The organism is Peribacillus kribbensis DSM 17871, assembly GCF_000430765.1.
Classification (GTDB): Bacteria; Bacillota; Bacilli; order Bacillales; family DSM-1321; genus Paraperibacillus; species Paraperibacillus kribbensis.
Genome location: NZ_AUMQ01000035.1, coordinates 18,648 through 36,384, shown reverse-complemented (window position 1 = coordinate 36,384; position 17,737 = coordinate 18,648). Strand labels below are relative to the sequence as shown.

The 17,737-nt window shown below is 45.1% G+C and carries 15 protein-coding genes, 1 pseudogene and 1 other annotated feature; of the genes and pseudogenes, 7 read left to right on the top strand and 9 right to left on the bottom strand.

Going from position 1 to position 17,737, the window contains the following annotated elements; all coding sequences use genetic code 11:
• Positions 1-20: 20 nt before the first annotated feature.
• Positions 21-418: pseudogene (locus H539_RS30650) on the top strand (ABC transporter permease subunit).
• A 111-nt stretch (positions 419-529) separates the two neighbouring features.
• On the top strand, positions 530-1,075 hold the full coding sequence (locus tag H539_RS28005; protein WP_051348483.1) for a cupin domain-containing protein: 546 nt from the start codon (positions 530-532) through the stop codon (positions 1,073-1,075).
• A 345-nt stretch (positions 1,076-1,420) separates the two neighbouring features.
• On the opposite strand, the gene proS is transcribed toward H539_RS28005, so the two are convergent.
• Positions 1,421-2,851 (bottom strand): proline--tRNA ligase, encoded by a 1,431-nt coding sequence (gene proS / locus H539_RS0107085; protein ID WP_026692952.1) that lies wholly within the window; start codon positions 2,849-2,851, stop codon positions 1,421-1,423.
• Between the two features lie 112 nt (positions 2,852-2,963).
• Positions 2,964-3,172, bottom strand: a binding site (T-box leader).
• Between the two features lie 123 nt (positions 3,173-3,295).
• Between proS and H539_RS28000 the strand changes: the two genes are divergently transcribed.
• Together H539_RS28000 and H539_RS30060 are read left to right on the top strand one after the other, a co-directional pair.
• Positions 3,296-5,221, top strand: coding sequence for an alkaline phosphatase family protein (locus H539_RS28000; protein ID WP_051348482.1), 1,926 nt, complete (start codon positions 3,296-3,298; stop codon positions 5,219-5,221).
• A gap of 151 nt (positions 5,222-5,372) precedes the next feature.
• Positions 5,373-6,515: a YsnF/AvaK domain-containing protein gene (locus H539_RS30060; RefSeq protein WP_051348481.1), complete on the top strand. Its 1,143-nt coding sequence runs from the start codon at positions 5,373-5,375 to the stop codon at positions 6,513-6,515.
• Between the two features lie 45 nt (positions 6,516-6,560).
• Here H539_RS30060 and pstA read toward each other — a convergent pair whose 3' ends face one another.
• The 4 genes from pstA to fni form a co-directional block, all read right to left on the bottom strand.
• A complete protein-coding gene (gene pstA / locus H539_RS0107070) occupies positions 6,561-7,496 on the bottom strand; it encodes a phosphate ABC transporter permease PstA (protein WP_026692951.1) in 936 nt (311 codons plus the stop codon).
• On the bottom strand, positions 7,493-8,383 hold the full coding sequence (pstC, locus tag H539_RS0107065) for a phosphate ABC transporter permease subunit PstC (RefSeq protein ID WP_026692950.1): 891 nt from the start codon (positions 8,381-8,383) through the stop codon (positions 7,493-7,495). The genes pstA and pstC overlap by 4 nt, the downstream gene beginning before the upstream one ends.
• Before the next feature lie 85 nt (positions 8,384-8,468).
• Positions 8,469-9,371, bottom strand: a complete 903-nt coding sequence (locus H539_RS0107060; RefSeq protein WP_035322096.1) for a phosphate ABC transporter substrate-binding protein PstS family protein — start codon at positions 9,369-9,371, stop codon at positions 8,469-8,471.
• Between the two features lie 423 nt (positions 9,372-9,794).
• Complete coding sequence (gene fni, locus H539_RS0107055; protein ID WP_026692948.1) at positions 9,795-10,832, bottom strand: type 2 isopentenyl-diphosphate Delta-isomerase; 1,038 nt, start codon at positions 10,830-10,832, stop codon at positions 9,795-9,797.
• 238 nt (positions 10,833-11,070) lie between these two features.
• Here fni and H539_RS0107050 point away from each other — a divergent pair, with 238 nt between their 5' ends.
• Positions 11,071-11,901 (top strand): DUF1028 domain-containing protein, encoded by an 831-nt coding sequence (locus H539_RS0107050; RefSeq protein ID WP_026692947.1) that lies wholly within the window; start codon positions 11,071-11,073, stop codon positions 11,899-11,901.
• A 255-nt stretch (positions 11,902-12,156) separates the two neighbouring features.
• A complete protein-coding gene (locus H539_RS0107040; RefSeq protein WP_026692946.1) occupies positions 12,157-12,384 on the top strand; it encodes an alpha/beta-type small acid-soluble spore protein in 228 nt (75 codons plus the stop codon).
• Between the two features lie 185 nt (positions 12,385-12,569).
• On the opposite strand, the gene H539_RS0107035 is transcribed toward H539_RS0107040, so the two are convergent.
• Genes H539_RS0107035 through H539_RS0107020 form a run of 4 tightly spaced genes read right to left on the bottom strand, consistent with a single transcriptional unit; the run spans position 12,570 to position 16,134 of the window.
• Positions 12,570-13,283, bottom strand: a complete 714-nt coding sequence (locus tag H539_RS0107035) for a (2Fe-2S)-binding protein (protein WP_035322093.1) — start codon at positions 13,281-13,283, stop codon at positions 12,570-12,572.
• A 14-nt stretch (positions 13,284-13,297) separates the two neighbouring features.
• Entirely contained in the window at positions 13,298-14,083 is a 786-nt protein-coding gene (locus H539_RS0107030) for an ABC transporter ATP-binding protein (protein WP_026692944.1), read from the bottom strand.
• A 12-nt stretch (positions 14,084-14,095) separates the two neighbouring features.
• Positions 14,096-15,106, bottom strand: a complete 1,011-nt coding sequence (locus tag H539_RS0107025; RefSeq protein WP_026692943.1) for a FecCD family ABC transporter permease — start codon at positions 15,104-15,106, stop codon at positions 14,096-14,098.
• A complete protein-coding gene (locus H539_RS0107020) occupies positions 15,103-16,134 on the bottom strand; it encodes a FecCD family ABC transporter permease (RefSeq protein ID WP_245602140.1) in 1,032 nt (343 codons plus the stop codon). Before H539_RS0107020 ends, H539_RS0107025 begins: the two co-directional genes overlap by 4 nt.
• Before the next feature lie 179 nt (positions 16,135-16,313).
• On the opposite strand from H539_RS0107020, the gene H539_RS0107010 reads away from it, so the two are divergent.
• A complete protein-coding gene (locus tag H539_RS0107010; protein ID WP_026692941.1) occupies positions 16,314-17,258 on the top strand; it encodes an ABC transporter substrate-binding protein in 945 nt (314 codons plus the stop codon).
• The last annotated feature ends 479 nt before the right edge of the window (positions 17,259-17,737 follow it).

The following is a 17,737-nucleotide window of genomic DNA, read 5'->3' as shown; positions in this document are numbered from 1 at the left end:
CAGCCTGTCAGCCAAATGGCATACAATGGCAATACCTGTTCAATCCTGAGCTGGCTGTAAAATCCTTCCCCTATATCCTCCGGGGAATCGGGTATACACTGCTCATTTCCTTTGTCAGTATGGGAGCCGGCCTCGTGCTCGGCTTCTTTTTGGCTTTGGGGCGTACCTCTTCCTCCCTCCTGATTCAATGGCCTGTCAGGGTTTATATTTCATTCATGAGGGGTGCTCCAATTCTTGTGATCCTCTTTCTTCTGTACTTTGGATTTCCGGTGATTGAAAGATTGTAGGCGGGAGAGAGTTTGATTATATGACCATGTATATATTGCTCGCATGTATTTACTGGGTCATTTGCGCAATTGTATCTTTTGGTCAGGAACGCCTTGAGAAAAAATTCAGCATGTATACCGATACCAGATGAGATTTGCCGGGCTGATTTTTCAGCTGGCAAGTCTTTTTTCGCTGTGAGGATAGTTTAAGGTTTTAGATTAAAGGGAATTTTTCTAGCAAAATAAAAACTGGGGGATCTCAAATGAAAAAGCTTACAGTAGAAACTCATGTTTTTCAAGATGACGGCAGCATCCCAAATAATCCTTCCCTGTCGGTCATGATCTATAAAGGAGCTCTTGCTGAAGATCCAGAAAAGACAGAAGGAATTTTTAACAAAAACAACTGGCTGAACAGCTGGAGCGGCGGAGTTTTTCCTTATCATCATTATCATAGCAATACCCATGAGGTGCTTGGCGTTATAAAAGGGACAGCCCGTCTTCAGATTGGCGGCGAAAAAGGAAAAGAATTCAACGTGGAACCGGGTGATGTGATGGTCCTTCCAGCTGGCACCGGGCATAAGAAACTGGATTCCAGCGAGGATTTTGAGGTTGCCGGAGCTTATCCCGACGGTATGGAGTACAACCTGAGAAAAGGGAAAGAAGAGGAGCGGCTTCTTGCTATTGAAGATATTAAGGAGGTACCTCTTCCAGACAAAGATCCGGTGTATGGAGTGGATGGCCCGCTTTTAGAGAATTGGATAAAGGAACAGCCCCCCGAAAAGGAATTTATTGATGTAAAGATCCGCTGATTATGACAAAGGGGCTCAGGTAAGTCCCTAAAAATGAAGCAGGGGGATTTTCCGAGCTGATGAATAGTGGGAAAAATTCCCCTTAATTTGTAAGGAAGGCTAAAAAGAGCGTAAATAAGAGGAGAAATTCCCTCTATTAACTTAAAAAAATCAAAAATAGGGGGGATTTTCTATGCATAAGGGGAAAAATTCCCCTTATCTCCCCCCAAACAAGCTCCATTTTCAATTTAAGTGGAAAATCTACCCTTATTTTACTTTTTGGTTACTTCATTTAATGACTAGACTTTTGAAAAAAGGACTGTCCAGAAAGCCGGCTAACCTGACTTTTTGGACAGTCCCTCGTCATTAATAGGCTTTCGCCCAATATACCATCTTGTCTGCCTCTTTCCCGCAGCAGATACACTTGGATGAAATCGTTTCCTGCTCGAAAGGAATGCATCTGGAGGTAGCGGTTGTTTCTTCTTTAATTTTATCCTCGCATTCCCTGTCCCCGCACCACATGGCTTTAATAAAACCGCCTTTTTCTTCAATCGTTTGTTTAAATTCATCAAACGTTATGACAGAAGCAGTATTTTCCTCACGGTGTTCCAACGCCCTGTTGTAGAGAGTATCTTGTATGTCTGAAAGTGTTTCAGCGACCTTCGCTTCTACTTCATCCAGTGAAACAATCTGTTTCTCTCCAGTATCCCGCCTTGCCAGGACCACTTGGTTATTTTCGATATCCTTTGGTCCCACTTCCAGGCGAAGAGGCACACCTTTCATCTCATATTCGTTAAACTTCCAGCCTGGCTTTTTATCGCTGGCATCGATCTCGGCACGGACGGTTTTAGAAAGCTGGGCTTTCAGATTATAGGCAAAATCCAGTACACCCTCTTTATGCTGGGCAATTGGGACGATCATCAGCTGGATTGGAGCTGCATTTGGAGGAATCACAAGACCTCTGTCATCCCCATGCACCATGATCATGGCCCCGATGATCCGGGTAGTAAAGCCCCAGGAAGTCTGATGGACATGCTGCAGCTTTCCGTTTTTATCCGTGTATTGAATGCCAAATGCCTTCGCAAATCCATCCCCCAGGTGGTGGGAGGTTCCGGATTGAAGGGCCTTCCCATCATGCATCAGGCTTTCGATGGTGTATGTCAGCTTGGCACCGGCAAACTTCTCCTTCTCTGTCTTCTGCCCTTTTACCACTGGAATCGCAAGCACCTTTTCACATACCTCTGCATAGACATTCAGCATTCTGACTGTTTCCTCAAGCGCATCTTCATCTGTTTCATGACAGGTATGGCCCTCCTGCCACAGGAATTCCAGCGTACGTAAAAACGGGCGCGTAGTCTTTTCCCAGCGGACAACATTGGCCCACTGATTATACAGCTTTGGCAGGTCCCTGTATGAATGGATAATGTTTTTATAATGCTCTGCAAAAAGCACCTCGGAAGTCGGACGGACACATAGCCTCTCGGCCAGCTCCTCCTCCCCGCCATGAGTGACCCAGGCTACTTCAGGAGCAAATCCTTCAATGTGATCCTTCTCGCGCTGCAGAAGACTTTCTGGGATAAACAGCGGCATATACACATTCTCATGTCCAGTCTCTTTAAAACGGACATCCAATTCCTTCTTGATATTTTCCCAGAGCTCATAGCCATAAGGGCGGATGATCATACAGCCTCTGACACTGGAATAATCAATCAAATCTGCCTTTGTCACTACATCGGTATACCATTGCGCAAAATCATCATCCATTGCCGTAATATCTCTTACAAATTCCTTGGCCATCTTGACACCTCGTATTCTCAATTTTATTTATTCTCCTGTTGTTTCCCGCAGTATGCTGATTGGTTTTCTTTATAGCTGCTGTAAAAATAGAATAAAAAAAGCCCTGCTGAAATCAAGGGACCAAGAATTTGGCGGTACCACCCTAATTTAAAGCATCGGCTTTACACTTTTTCCATGATAACGGATGGAACCCGCTGATATCTTCTTCGATATAGAACTCAAAGGCAGGTTCAGATGACAGCGCAATGGGAGCCTTTCAGCATACAGCCCCCTCTCTGATATTGGCCGGACCACCTTACTAATCCTTATCACCGTTTCAGCTATTTCTAGACATTATAATGATTACAGGCATATTTTGTCAAACTCTCTTCGAAATTAATATCCAGTTTCATCATGACGATTTGAGGTATACAAAATTTACACCTTTGATTGGAGGATACATACATGTACAAAGCTTTACTCAGTCTGATTTTCCTGCTTGCCATATCCGGTTTTATGGATACCGTCTCTGCTGCAGAGCCGCCGCAGGAGCAGAAAGGCCAGACGATCTTAATTTCTTTTGATGGGATGAGGAATGACTTAACCCGCCATTACGTAAAACAGGGAAAACTCCCTCATATCAAAAACTTGATCGAACAGGGTGAAACGGCTGAAAAACCAAAAACCATTACTCCCTCACTCACTGCTCCCTCTCATGCGGCGATTGCGACCGGGGAAAGGCCGTCTAAAACGGGGATTGTAAGCAATCAATTCCATAATAGGGAGAAGCCTCTCCGGAATGTTGACGACTCCTTTCAGGCTCCCCTTGACACCCCGCCTGTCTGGAAGGAGGCAAGAAAACAGGGCAGAACAACCGCTACTGTTATATTCCCCGGCGCTAATCCCCGGAATGGAAAACAGGGGGATTATTCCGTTTTTTATGGGAATGCCTGGTCACAAAGCTCCCTGGATACACTTCTTTTTACGAGAGCAAAGAATTGGAGGAATGCTCCTAAAACCTTTAGTCCGCTAAAGGAGGCGTTGGTGAAGATAAAAATGAAGGGAAAAAGCAGCCGTGAACTCCATATCCTTGCCTTCGATTCTGCAGATGATGGAAAACAAAATTACGAGGACTTCATTGTTTCGGAAGATAAAAAAGTGGATTCAGAGGATTCTTTTGTAAAAGGACAAAAATGGGGCTCACTTAAGCTGAATGTGGACCATAGCGGGACTGCTGGGTTCTGGTTTAAAATCCGCAGTACGGACAGCAGCCTGTCGGGAAGGGTCCCTATTTACAGGACAGCCGTAACTGAAGGAATCTATGACGGCCCTTCAGGATTTGCAAATGAAATAAAAAGCAGATTTGGCTTTTTTCCTCCCCAGGACGATACTCCCGCTCTCGAAAAGGGCTGGATAACGAGAAAAGAGTATGAGGATATCAGTTCCCGCTTTGTGAAATGGGTGGCCGATGTTTCCCTTTTTATTAAAGACACCTATAAGCCCGACCTTCTGATGTTTTATGAGCCTCAAATCGACCATGAGGAGCATCAATTTACACTGACCGATCCAAGGCAGCCTGGATATTCTAAGGCAAAAGCCAAGGAGTATGCCGGTTATATTGAATGGTCCTATAAGCTGGCAGATCAGGTGATCGGCCGTACAATGAAGCATCTTAACAAAAATGACAATCTGCTGGTGGTTTCCGATCATGGAATGGAGCCAGCTCATACTACACTCGAGCCTAATAAAATTTTAAAAGACAAGGGCCTCTTGGCAATGGGGCACAATGGAAAAATTGATTTTAGGAAAAGCAAGGCTTATGCTGTCCCAAGTTCTTCAGTTGCGCACATCTATATCAATTTACAATCAAGAGAAAAAAACGGCATCGTACCCCAGAGCCGCTATGAAAAGACTCGAAGTGAGATTATCAAGGCCTTTAAACAGGCGGAAGCGGAGCAGGTCCGGAACAAAGCAATATTTAAGAATGAGTGGGACGAGCTTGCCGGCGGCTTAAGGGACGGACAGGCATCCTTTGATTTGATTGCGGAGCATGCGGATAACACCTGGCAGTTACTCCGGGGCGGAAGCGTGCATCCCTATGAGAAGATCATACGCAACAGTCCCCGGAATAAGGATTTCGGCCATAAAAATGCGGGAGATATCGTTTTGATTGGAGCCGAAGGATATATCATGGGAAGCGATATCGACCAAGAAACCAAACCCGCAATTGAATTAGGGACCCATGGCGGAGATCCCAGCCGGGAAAACCTCCGCCCGGTCTTTTTTGCCAAAGGAAAGGACTTCCCGGAAGGAAGGGAAGTTCCATCCATGTCTAACCTAAAAATTGCGCCGCAGCTTTATAAATTACTCGGTCTCCAAAAACCAAACTAGGAGCAATCATTCAGCAAAGTAAACATAAAAAGTTCTTGACAATTTTATATATTTATTGTTTCAAAAAATAAAATCCGTTTAACTCCACATACCCCGGGTAAACAAAGGCTGTAGCCAATAAAATTTAGAATCTTTAAAGGAGGAACATATCATGGCAAAAAGAGTTGTAGGTGTATTTGATTCACAAGAAGAAGCTATTCAGGCAATCAGGGACTTAACTTCACAGGGATATGATACCGACCAGATTTCTGTACTTACCAACCGAAGAGATAATTCGTTATTAGAGGATCGCACCGGAGCTACTGTTGACCGTGATGTTCACTCAGGAACCGCAGCAGGGAATGATGATGAATCCTTCTGGGATAAAATGAAGCATTTCTTTACGATGGATGATATGACAGATACAAACAGCCGCCTCGCTGGATTGGATTTAACACCGGCAGAACGCGATGCGTATACTTCCCATTTAGATGACGGAAAGTATCTTGTAACAGTCGATGGAGACACAAATTCGTCACTGTCTGACGGAACTTATCAGACAGATGCCAATTTTGGAACAGCTGCCCCAGGCTATAACGATACATTGACAGGTACTGCTACAGGAGCTTTTGCTGGTACAGGAGCAGTTGCAGATTATGATACAGATACGAACCGTTCTGCTGATACAGATTATGATGCCACTTCTGTTACTAATCGCACTGCCGATAAGGACTCAACTGCGACTAGGCGCTCTGCCGGTTCAGACTATGATTCAACATTAACAGGAGGACCGACTGCTGAATCCCAGGTGGATTATGGGCGCGATACAAACGCAAATTATGAGACTGCATCCACCGGCCGAATTGACACTGAGACAGATGAGGAGCAAAAGTTGAAGCTTCGCGAAGAGCAGCTGGATATTAATAAAAATGAAGTACAGACAGGTGAAGTGGAAGTCAACAAGGAAGTCACAGAGGAACAGAAAACCGTGGAAGTCCCTGTTAAACGTGAAGAGGTCTATGTGGAACGCCGTTCTGTAGACAACGAAATCACTGATGCTGATGGAGAGTTTAACGATAATGAAACCATTAGAGTTCCTATTGTCGAGGAACAGATTGAAGTCAGCAAAAGGCCTGTCGTTACCGATGAAGTTGTCATCGGCAAGCGTACAGTGGAGGATTCCAAGCATGTAACCGAGACTGTACGTAAGGAGGAAGCTAATCTGAATACTTCCGGCAACCCAAAGATAAACGGAGACGATTCCCTAAATACTAGACGAAATTCAAACTTAGACGACAGGGATGATACTCTTTAATATAGATTAAAAAACCGCCTGGCCAATTGGCCAGGCGGTTTTTATTTAAGCTGCTTCCCTTCTGCCAGCGCTATTGCTTACTTTCTTTTTCCGCTTAGATCCGCTGTAATAATTATCGAGGATTTTCGCTGATATCCTTGCCAAAATGTTAAATACAAGCACCATCACAATCAGGACTGCCGCGGATTTAGTGGCGATTTCTGCTGCGTCAGGGACAATACCTTCCGAATTAAGCTTCCAGATGTGGACAGCGAGAGTTTCCGCCGGCCTGAAAATATTGAAAGGATTAATCGGGCTTGTAAGATCTGCTGCCGAGTTCAGCGTCGGTGTCGTTAAACCTGCTGTATATATCAAGGCTGCTGCTTCACCAAACACCCGTCCTGCCGAGAGGATGACACCCGTAATAATTTCCTGCATAGCCGTTGGCAGGGAAACTTTCATTAACGTCTGCCATTTGGTAGAGCCCAGTCCATAGCTCGCTTCTTTAATATTTTGAGGGACAGAAGCAATGGCTGATTCACAGACCCTTGTCAGACCCGGCAGATTAAGGATGGTCAGGACGAGCGCCCCGCCGAACAAAGTGTATCCCCAGTGGGAAAGAGTAACGAAAATCAGTAAACCGAAAAGCCCGACGACAATGGAAGGAAGAGAGGCCATCGTTTCAATGCACAGCCTGACAAAGTTCAGGAATTTTCCCTGTTTGGCATACTCCGCAAGATAAATGCCTGCCCCAAGTCCAAGCGGGACAGATATGACAAGAGATAAAACAAGTAAATAGAAAGAGTTAAACAGCTGAGGGCCGATCCCCCCTCCGGCCATTGTATTGCTTGGAAGACCGAAAAGAAAGTCAGGATCCCAGAAGCCCCAGCCTCTTTTAATGATTTCAAATACTAAAAAGACCAGCAGTGCTATAACAGCGGCAGCAATTGCATAAAATATGCCTGTCCAGATGGTATTTACCGTTCTAGCTGAATTTTTCATGCTTCATGCGCCCCCTTTTTGCCGATCAGTCTGATGAGTAAAATAAACAAGAAGGAAATTAGAAGAAGAATCATGGCCAATGTCCATAGTACATTATTCCAGGCTGTTCCATTGATGGTGTTTGACATATCCATGGAAAGGATGCCAGTCAGCGTTGATGTAGGGCTGTACAGGCTGTCCGGAAGTTTGACCGTATTCCCTATGACCATCTGTACCGCGAGAGCTTCACCAAACGCCCTTGCCAATCCTAACACCACTCCGGTCAAGATCCCCTTTTTCGCGGCCGGTACCACAATCCTGCTTACCGCCTGCCATCTGGTTGAACCAAGACCAAGGGATGCTTCCAAATAGGAAGGCGACACACCTCGGATCGCATCGTCTGCTATACTGGCGATCGTCGGAAGAATCATGATGCTAAGAACAATAATACCTGCGATTAAGCTGAATCCAACACCGCCAAAATTATCACGCAGCAATGGAACTAATATGGTCACTCCAAGAAATCCGTAAACAACAGATGGAATCCCTACCAGCAGCTCCAGAACAGGCTTAAGGAATTTGGAGCCAAACCTTGGAGCAATATGATTGTTGAAGATAGCAATCGCAATGCCAATCGGAGCTGCTATAATTACCGCTCCCAGGGAAACAGCGGTTGAACCCGCTATGAATACTAGTGCACCATATGATTTATTGCCTGGGCTCCAATGAACGGAGCTCAGCATATCAGCAATCGAGATCTTGCTGTCTGTAAAAGACTGAATCCCTTTTTGACAGATAAAGATAATAATCGCTAGTGTAGTGGCTACAATCAGCAGGCCACAAAGCGTAACAAGCGTTCTTCCCAGGTATTCATTTTTAAAATAATTGATCGACCCTTTTTCCTTCATCACTTGCACCCCTCGCCATTTTTTGATTATCACAGCGAACAAGGCTGGCTCATCCAGGCCAGCCTTGCTTCAGTTTTCAAAAATCTTACTTTAACTTACTCATTGGGATATATCCCATTTCAGTCACTTTATCTGAGAAATCATCACCAGAAACATAATCGATAAATCCTTTAGCTGCTTTCTTAGGCTCTCCGTCAGTAATCATATATTCATAAGACCAGAACGGATATTTTCCACCTGATACATTCTCAGACTTAGCTTCTACACCATCAATTTTTAGTGTTTTAAGGCTGTCCTTTTTATCTCCTACAAAGTAAGACATTGCAAGGTAACTGACTGCACCCGGAGTGGAGTTTACAGATTTCTCAACGGCACCGCTTGAATCTTGTGCTGTACCGATGCTGTCATCGATTTTCGCGTCTTTCATGATAGTCTTTTCAAACGTTGCTCTTGTACCAGAAGAAGCTGGACGGTTGATTACATTGATTTTCTCATCATTTCCGCCTACTTCCTTCCAGTTTTTATATTTACCGGAGAAGATTCCCTGAATCTGTTCTAGTGTAAGAGAATCTACTTTAACATCTTTATTTACTACAAGTGAGAAAGCAATCCCAGCAACTTTCGTATCGACAAGCTTGTCTGCTTTTGTTTTGTCTTCAAGCTTATCAGCTGAAGGGACATCTGACATTCCAATCTGTATTGCATTAGAAGCGACCTGATTAACACCTGTGCCGCTGCCGCCGCCCTGTACTGTCACTGAAAGGTTCGGATATTTACCTGTAATTTCGTTTGCTGCTTCTTCAGCCAGCGGCTGCAGTGCTGTAGATCCAGCTGCAGTCAGAGTTCCAGAAATGTCTTCTGTTTTAGCGTCAGAACCGTTTTTCTTATTTTTGCTGCCCGCAGAATCTTCCTTTGCATTTCCGCATCCCGCAAGAGCTCCTGCCATCAATAATGCAGCCAACGTTACTTTAAATCCTGTTACCTTCATTTTTTGCTTTCCCCCTATTTTATACATAAGTTGAATTCAAGGTTCTGTACTCTTCCCTCGAGTACAACTAAATTATAAAAAAGGAATGTTGTTCTGGTATGAAGGGAACTTTAACATTTTGTAAATTCAGGCCCATTTGCGTTTAAAATGATTCTTACTGAAAAAAACCTTTCTAATACAGGCCTTTATTCACTCTTGTCTCCAAAAAATATATGGAGATGTTCATAAAATACCGCCTAAATTAACATTTCCTTTACAAAAGGCATAATCATTTCCCGAGAAATAGATGATTTCGTCAAATTTTGGGGTTATATATTGTGATATTTTGATGGAGAAGATGAAGAATGAAGAAACATAGAAGTCAGGACTTGCAGACGTAAAGAAAAGAAAAAAGCCCTATTGGCATAGAGCTTTCCTTCCTGTTTACTGCCGCTTTCTTAAATGAGGGGTATTCCTTAAGTCGGTTAAGGTTCGCGCCCCAATTCCAAACATGGCGATTCGGAGCTCGAGCTCCATACGGGAGAAGGTTTGAATCAGGTTCCCTGCTGAAGAGACCGCATCCTGCAATAGAGATCTTCCAAATCCAGCCAAATCAGCACCTAATGCAATAGCTTTGGCTGTATCAACCCCTGAAGTCATTCCCCCGCTTGAAATAAGAGTTCCCTTATATCCATTCTGCCTCGCCTCTTGGATGCATTCCGCAGTTGGAATCCCCCAATCCGCAAAAGCTTCGGCAGCACTTTTCAAAAGAGGATCGGAGGCCCTAAGCTTTTCTACCTGGCTCCATGACGTTCCCCCGCTCCCTGCCACATCTATGAACGATGCACCCATTCCCTCTAATTGCTGTGTGAGCTCTCCATGGATGCCCCAGCCCACTTCCTTGATTCCTACTGGAACATCAAGTCCGCTGCAGATTGCTTCTATTTTTAAGGCCAGGCCTTTAAAATTTGTGTTCCCACCTGTCTGAAACACTTCCTGAAGGGTGTTCAGGTGCAGAACAAGAGCGTCTGCTTCTGTCAGATCTATAATCCGCCGGCACTCCTCCAGCCCATACCCATAATTAAGCTGGACAGCCCCTAAATTGGCAATTATCGGGATGCTGGGAGCGTATTTCCTAATTTGAAAGGTATGAGCGATAGAATCACTTTCCAGGGCAGCCCTTGTTGAGCCAAGCCCCATTGCCCATCCCCGCTCCTCGGCAGCATGCGCGAGGTTTTTATTGATTTTAAAGGCTTCCTCTGTTCCGCCGGTCATTGAGCTGATAAGAAAAGGAGCCTTTAGAGTCCTGCCTAGAAATGTGGTGCTCATATCCATTTCATTAAAATCCATTTCCGGCAGCGCTTGATGTATGAACTGATAGGCTTCAAAACCTGTCGTCGTGTTCCTTCCGGAAACATCCTCTTCCAGACTTATCCGGATATGCTCAGCTTTTCGATTTTGTATGCTTTGGTTTCTTTCCAATGCGCAAGCCCCCTATATGTAACCAGTGGTATCCATTACTAAGATTCCCTCAAGCCTATCTAAATACCATTTGAATCGTCCATTGAAACCCATTTCTATTATGAGTCTTCCGAAATGCCAGTACAAATTATTTTAATCTGAGTCTCACTCGTTTTTATTTTTCTAAAGGTTCAAACAGTTTATAATGAATACAATCATATATTTCAGCTGTTTTTTAGCTTTTAGGGAGGAAAAGAGAATGACTTATTCCATTGTAGGATATGATCCGATTGAAAAAGAATGGGGCATTGCGGTCCAATCTAAATTTCTGGGTGTAGGGGCCGTGGTTCCATGGGCTAAAGCAGGTGTAGGGGCCGTCGCCACACAATCCTACGCCAATACGGCCTATGGCCCTCTGGCACTTCAATTAATGGAAAATGGCAAATCCGCAGAAGAAGCTTTGGCCGAGTTATTGGCTCATGATAAAGATAAGGAAATGAGGCAGGTTGGCATTGTAGACTTCAATGGAAACCCCGCTTCCTTTACCGGAAGTGAATGCTACAGCTGGGCAGGAGGCATAACAGGTCCCAACTTCGCTGCACAGGGCAATATCTTAGTGGATGAAAAAACGGTCCAGGCTATGGCAGATTCTTTTACATCATCCACAGGTCCCCTTGCCGAGCGGCTTCTCCATGCATTAAATGAAGGACAGCTTGCCGGCGGGGACAGCAGGGGACAGCAGTCTGCCGCCCTGCTGGTCGTAAAAGAGAATGGCGGATACGGAGGCTTTAATGACCGCTTTGTCGATTTAAGGGTAGAAGACCACAATGGCCCCATTACCGAGCTGATTCGGATTTACCATCTTCATCAGCTGTATTTTGCTCCATCCAAGCCTGAACATATAGTGGATATTTCAGGCGGAACCGAAGCTGAGCTTTCTGAAGAACTTCGGAGGCTCGGGTACTATGCTTCCGGCCAAGACCTTCACAAGGCTTTGACCTCCTTCCTTCATACGGAAAACTTTGAAGGCAGGGAACAGCCAAAAGGCAGACTTGATTTAGAGGTTCTAAACTTTATGAAAAAGCTTTAACCATTTCGAACTCCTTTCCGAAATCCTTTCGGAAGGAGTTTTTTTTGTAATCTTTATAAGGGAATAATTTGTGAAAGGAGGTAAATACTATATCCGTTCTAACATCTGACTTTAGTCCCTTAAATCCTAAAAGCCCCTTAGTTCCCCCTTTCAAAGAACAAGTAGTATTTCCCACTTAAACCAATAATTGCAGAAATGCTGTCATGCATGTTCTGTCAAAATAAGAGCAGATTATTAGTAAAGGAGGTGGATATCATGGCACGCAGTGGTTCAAACCGACAAAAGTTAGTCCCTGGCGCTCAGCAGGCAATCGACCAAATGAAGCAAGAAATCGCATCAGAATTTGGCGTTCAGCTTGGAGCTGAAACAGTATCCCGTGCAAACGGATCTGTTGGTGGGGAAATCACAAAACGTCTAGTTGCTACAGCTCAATCTCAATTATCAGGTCAAGCTGGTGGTCAATTCGGCGGTGGAAGCTTCTAATAATTAAATATTGTGGATGAAAGGCTGCCTGTTTTCAGCAGGCAGCCTTGCTATGTTTTGCAGGGTTTCTTTATCTTTTCAGAAGCGTAAAAAGCCCTTATAGGATGCTTCTGAAATTCTTCGCGGGAAACAGATGACTTTTATGAGGAAATGAATACAGCAGAAAATGCCGCTAAAACGGCATCTTAATCCACCAGGCACTTGTCCCGGGACATCATGGGACAGTATGGGCATTTATCATTTCCTGGTATCAGGTAGTAGAGACAGCAGGTAACTCTGGCATAGTCGCTCATGCTTCCTTCAGGAGTCAATCCTTTAAGGAATTTCTTAAAAGGGGAAGTTCTTTCCCGCCCCGCCCAGAATGAATCATCCAAAAGGATATCCAGATCACCCCTGGCACGGCTATTGATTTCTTCATCCTCCTGGAACAGCTGTGTATACATCCATAAGGCATAGCCCCAGACATTTTCCCAAAGTACAAGACGGGATGATTTAGTGGCTTCCGCAGTCTGATGAATGAGGCTGTATCCATCCTGAAGGATAATGGATTTTAACGCTGAGTGGACATCCTCTTCATCCTTCACCTCTGCCCACTCCCCATCTGGAAAAGACCATTGCGGCATCCATCGGCCGTATGCCTCATGGTCAGCCATCGATATAGAGGTGCTTTTCCCTGTCCAAACTGCACGGAATTTACTCAAAGCATAAAGCTGGGCCACAAAAATGAAGGCGGCATTTCGAATGAAGACTGATGCCATACTGTGAGGAGTATCCGCCTTGGTCCGGTCTGAAGCAATCTTTAGGATGGCGGACAGATTTTCAAGCTTCGGCAGCGTACTGCCCATATTTTGTTTAATATTAAACTGTTCGAGCTCCTGCCAAATTCTTTGCTGGTGCATGCTCTGCCGCCTCCTTATTTAATTAAATCGTAAGAAATCATTGCCGGCTTTCCTGTGCGGGGATCGGCAATAATGTGTGTGTCGATGCCGAATACTCCCTTGATGATGTCTTCCTTCATGACGTCGAAAGGAGTCCCCTGGCTGATGATCCTGCCGTTTTTGAGGGCTAAGATTTCATGGGAGAACCTGGCCGCCTGATTCAGGTCATGTATTACCATGATGATGGTCCTTCCTTCATCCTGGTTGATTTTGCCCAGCAGCTGCAGCACTTCCAGCTGATGGGCAAGATCCAAATAGGTAGTGGGCTCGTCCAGCATGAGGATTTCTGTTTCCTGTGCGATAGCCATCGCAATCCAGGCCCGCTGCCGCTGGCCTCCGGATAACTCATCGACTTCTCGATCCTTAAGATCTGAAAGCCCGGTTACGTCCAGCGACCAGTCGATCATTTTCCGGTCATGAGGAGAAAGGCGGGAAAAGCCCGACTGATGAGGAGTACGCCCATAGGAAACCAGCTCATATACTGTCAGGCCGGCCGGGGCTTCTGGTGACTGAGGCAGGACTGCCAGTTTTTTCGCGATTTCTTTTGTAGGTGTTTCGTGTATTTCTCTGCCATCCAAATACACAGCACCAGATTTTGCTTTATGCAGCCGTGCCATCGTTTTTAGAATTGTAGATTTTCCGCATCCATTCGGTCCAATGATGGAAGTAATCATGCCTTTAGAAAAGGATACATTCAAACCTTCTACGATCAGTCTCTCTTCATAACCGATGGATAGATTTTTTGCTGTCAGGCTGGTCATACACCAAACCTCCTATTTGCTTTTCATTAATAAGATTACAAAGTATGGAACACTTACTACTGCTACCACCAAGCCTGCCGGAATCTCAGTCGGAGTTAAGAGATTTTTTCCGATTGCGTCAGCCAGAACCAGGACGAGAGCTCCTATCAGGGCAGCTGCAGGCAGAAGCCGCTGATGCTTTGGTCCTACGATTCTCCTTGCTATATGCGGAGCAATCAAACCCAGGAAGGCAATCCCTCCCCCTGCCGCAACTCCCAGGCCAGCCAGGGCAGCGGCAGCGATAAGAAGGATGATGCGTTCCCGGGTGGCCGAAATTCCAAGAGACAAGGAAACTTGACTGCCCAGATTCAAAACATTCAAGGTGTGCGCTTTAAATAATGTGTATACACATAAAAGCAGCATCCATGGCAAAAGGGCCCCTACATAGATCCATTGGGTAGCCCATAGATCACCGGAAAGCCACACCATAGCTTTTACAAAATCATTCGGTTCAAGTCTTAGCTGCTGGGCAATAATAATAGCACTTAATCCTGCATTAACGCCAATTCCTACAAGGATCAGCCGGATGGAGTCCATCCCTTTTTTCCACGATAGGAGCATAATCAAAGCCCCTGTCAAAAGCGCACCAACAAATGCAATCAAGGGGAGAATAAAGGCTCCCATCGTGGTGAGACTGCCTGCTGCCGTCTGAAAAAAGGTGATATAGAGGATGACGGCTGTTCCTGATCCTGCATTGATTCCAAGAATTCCGGGGTCCGCCAGTTCATTACGGGTTATACCCTGCAGGATGGTACCGGATGCCGCCATCCCCAATCCTACTAAAATGGCCAAAACAATGGCCGGAAGACGGAAATTATATAAAATTAATTCCTGCTGGCTTGTCCCCTTTCCAAGGAAGGCAGTCAATACCTCCAAAGGGCCGATTGAAATGGCACCAAGGCTCAAGCTAAGAATGCCCGCCGCCAAAAGCGCCGCTGACAGGATTAGAATCGTCCAAATAAATTTTCTATTACTGCTATTCATATTCTGCCCCTTCCGCTTCTAACCAGGAATAGAAAAAAAGGAACACCCAGCACGGCTGTTATCACTCCTACAGGAGTTTCGTAGGGAGGGTTGACCATCCTGGATAAAAGGTCGCTTAAAGTAAGAAGCAGGCTTCCAAGCAACGCGGAAACCGGAAGGGAATGCCGGTAATCATGTCCCGTCAGCATACGGCTGATGTGGGGCACGATAAGTCCGATAAATGAAATGGTCCCGCTTACCGCAACAGAAGATCCTGTAAGCAGGAGGATGGCCAGGACACCAAGCGCATTGACTGCCTTTACATTTATGCCAAGTCCCCGTGTCACTTCCTGTCCAAAATTCAGGAGAGTTAACGGCCGTGCCAGAGCAAAAACTAAGACAGCACCCATGAAGCCAGCTCCCGCCAGCATCTTTATGCTTTTCCAGCCACTTGCCTCCAAGCCCCCTGCATACCAGAAGCTTAGCTGCTTAGCCGCTCCAAAATGCATGGCGGTAATGGATGTCAAGGAGCTGAGGAGCATCCCTACAGCTACGCCAGCCAGAACAAGCTTGACTGGTCCTCCGCCTCCCTTTGATACGGATGCCATCAAAAAGACCAGAAGTACAGCTGCTCCTGCTCCTGCCATGGCAGCGATACTTTGTCCAGAAGCTGATATTCCGGGGAAAAGGGTGATGGTAATGACAAGGGCGAAAGCCGCCCCGTGGGAAACACCTATTAAGGAAGGCTCGGCGAGTGGATTTCTGGTCAGTGCCTGCATCAGTGCTCCAGACAGAGCCAGAAACGCTCCGATCATCATGGCCGACAATAGACGCGGAAGTCTGATTTCCGCAATGATTACATGGAGCTTATTATGTGGATTATAATGAAAGGCTGCATTCCAGACGGTTGCTGCATCAATCTCTGAATGTCCATAAATAAGAGAAAGCACCGCTGCCGCTATTAATAGTAAAATACATGATAACAGCACCCAGATAGTTCTTGATGCCCGTTTTTCAAGTATATATTCCTGTCCAAGTATACGTCTCACCCAGGTTCACCTATCTCTAAACAATCTAATAATGAGAATCATTTTCAGTAGTAAGTATATGATTAAAGCTGGATTCTTTCAAGATATTTGTCATAATCGGCGCTAAATGATTGACTTTATTTGTGAGAATGATTATCATTATCGGAAAAAGAGGATTTTTAAGGAGGAGCACCCATATTATGAAAAGCCCAAGGAAATACATACCCCTCCTCGCAGCCCTGTTCTGCAGCATGATGCTGCTCGCTGCCTGCGGGAATAAGGAGGATAGCGGGAAAAGCTCTGATTCCCCTAAAGAAAAAACCGTAACAGACGCCATGGGAAAAGTGACGATTCCGGCCACTCCTAAACGGATTCTCGCTCCCTATATGGAGGATTCCCTTACAGCCTTGGGCATTAAACCCGCAGCTCAATGGTCCATTGGCACAACAGTACTTGATTATCTGCAGACTGACTTAAAGAATGTACCGAAAATAAGCTGGGACCTGCCTTTAGAGCAGACGATAAAAGCAAAGCCTGATCTTATTATTTTCAGTTCTGCTGGTGCAATCCAGAATGGACAATATGAGGAATACAAAAAGATAGCTCCAGTTTATGTTTTCAAGGACACCGATGGTGCCGACTGGAAAAAGCAGCTGACCACCATTGGCAGCCTGACCGGCAAGGAAAAAGAAGCCAAGGGAAAATTAGCTGAGTATGACACAAAGACGGATAAGTCTTCCGCTGCGATTAAAAAAGCGATTGGTGACGATACAGCCGCCATTATCTGGGTTGCTGGAAACAAATATTACTTATTTGAAAACAATCGCTTTGCCGGAAATGTCCTGTACCATGAGCTTGGCGTTTCACAGCCTGACATGATTAAAAAGCTCCCTGAGGCTAAAGCAGCCTGGCAGCCTGTCTCACTCGAGTCTCTTTCTGATCTCGATGCTGATCATCTATTTATAACCGCCCTTCCAAATGAAGCCGGCGTTGCCAAGCTTCAAGAAAGCACTATCTATAAGAATCTTCCTGCCGTGAAACAGAACCATGTTTATATTATGAAGGATCCGTCCAACTGGACCATCAATGGACTCCTTGCAAATGAAAAAACGATGGATGAGATTGAACAATCTTTAACTAAATAAAATAAAACAGCGGCATTAAATAATGCCGCTGTTTTAAATACAGGGAAATCGCGTTCGTATAGAATCAATGAATTAGCAATTTCAATCAAATCATTTTTTGTATACGTATTCTTTGCATTCATCGGCTGGACCATTATCATAATGTGGTATAGCGTCTGGTTTTTGCTGTCCCTCCAGCCCGAGTAGTTTCCCATCATTCTCTCTCTCATTCTTCCTCCAATGAGCTGTCGATCCATTTTTCAGCGTAACCTTTCCAGAGTTTCCTTGCCCTCCGGATGCTTCCCTTCCCGAGGCTCGCAACGATTAATTGAACCTTCTCGTCTTTTGAGATAGCGTTAAATCGATTGGCCCCCGCGTACTAACTTCCGAATAATTGAATGTAACCTCCTTTATTTAAAAGAAATCTCAGAAGGAACCTTCAGAAGCTTCAAACGGTCTTTCGGAACCCAGACTATAGTCCTTTACATAGGAATAAGCAA

Bases quoted from the DNA above. Each gene is read 5' to 3' on its own strand.
- H539_RS28005 (WP_051348483.1), top strand. From the start codon at position 530: ATGAAAAAGCTTACAGTAGAAACTCATGTTTTTCAAGATGACGGCAGC.
- proS (WP_026692952.1), bottom strand. From the start codon at position 2,851: ATGGCCAAGGAATTTGTAAGAGATATTACGGCAATGGATGATGATTTT.
- H539_RS28000 (WP_051348482.1), top strand. From the start codon at position 3,296: ATGTACAAAGCTTTACTCAGTCTGATTTTCCTGCTTGCCATATCCGGT.
- H539_RS30060 (WP_051348481.1), top strand. From the start codon at position 5,373: ATGGCAAAAAGAGTTGTAGGTGTATTTGATTCACAAGAAGAAGCTATT.
- pstA (WP_026692951.1), bottom strand. From the start codon at position 7,496: ATGAAAAATTCAGCTAGAACGGTAAATACCATCTGGACAGGCATATTT.
- pstC (WP_026692950.1), bottom strand. From the start codon at position 8,383: ATGAAGGAAAAAGGGTCGATCAATTATTTTAAAAATGAATACCTGGGA.
- H539_RS0107060 (WP_035322096.1), bottom strand. From the start codon at position 9,371: ATGAAGGTAACAGGATTTAAAGTAACGTTGGCTGCATTATTGATGGCA.
- H539_RS0107050 (WP_026692947.1), top strand. From the start codon at position 11,071: ATGACTTATTCCATTGTAGGATATGATCCGATTGAAAAAGAATGGGGC.
- H539_RS0107040 (WP_026692946.1), top strand. From the start codon at position 12,157: ATGGCACGCAGTGGTTCAAACCGACAAAAGTTAGTCCCTGGCGCTCAG.
- H539_RS0107035 (WP_035322093.1), bottom strand. From the start codon at position 13,283: ATGCACCAGCAAAGAATTTGGCAGGAGCTCGAACAGTTTAATATTAAA.
- H539_RS0107030 (WP_026692944.1), bottom strand. From the start codon at position 14,083: ATGACCAGCCTGACAGCAAAAAATCTATCCATCGGTTATGAAGAGAGA.
- H539_RS0107025 (WP_026692943.1), bottom strand. From the start codon at position 15,106: ATGAATAGCAGTAATAGAAAATTTATTTGGACGATTCTAATCCTGTCA.
- H539_RS0107010 (WP_026692941.1), top strand. From the start codon at position 16,314: ATGAAAAGCCCAAGGAAATACATACCCCTCCTCGCAGCCCTGTTCTGC.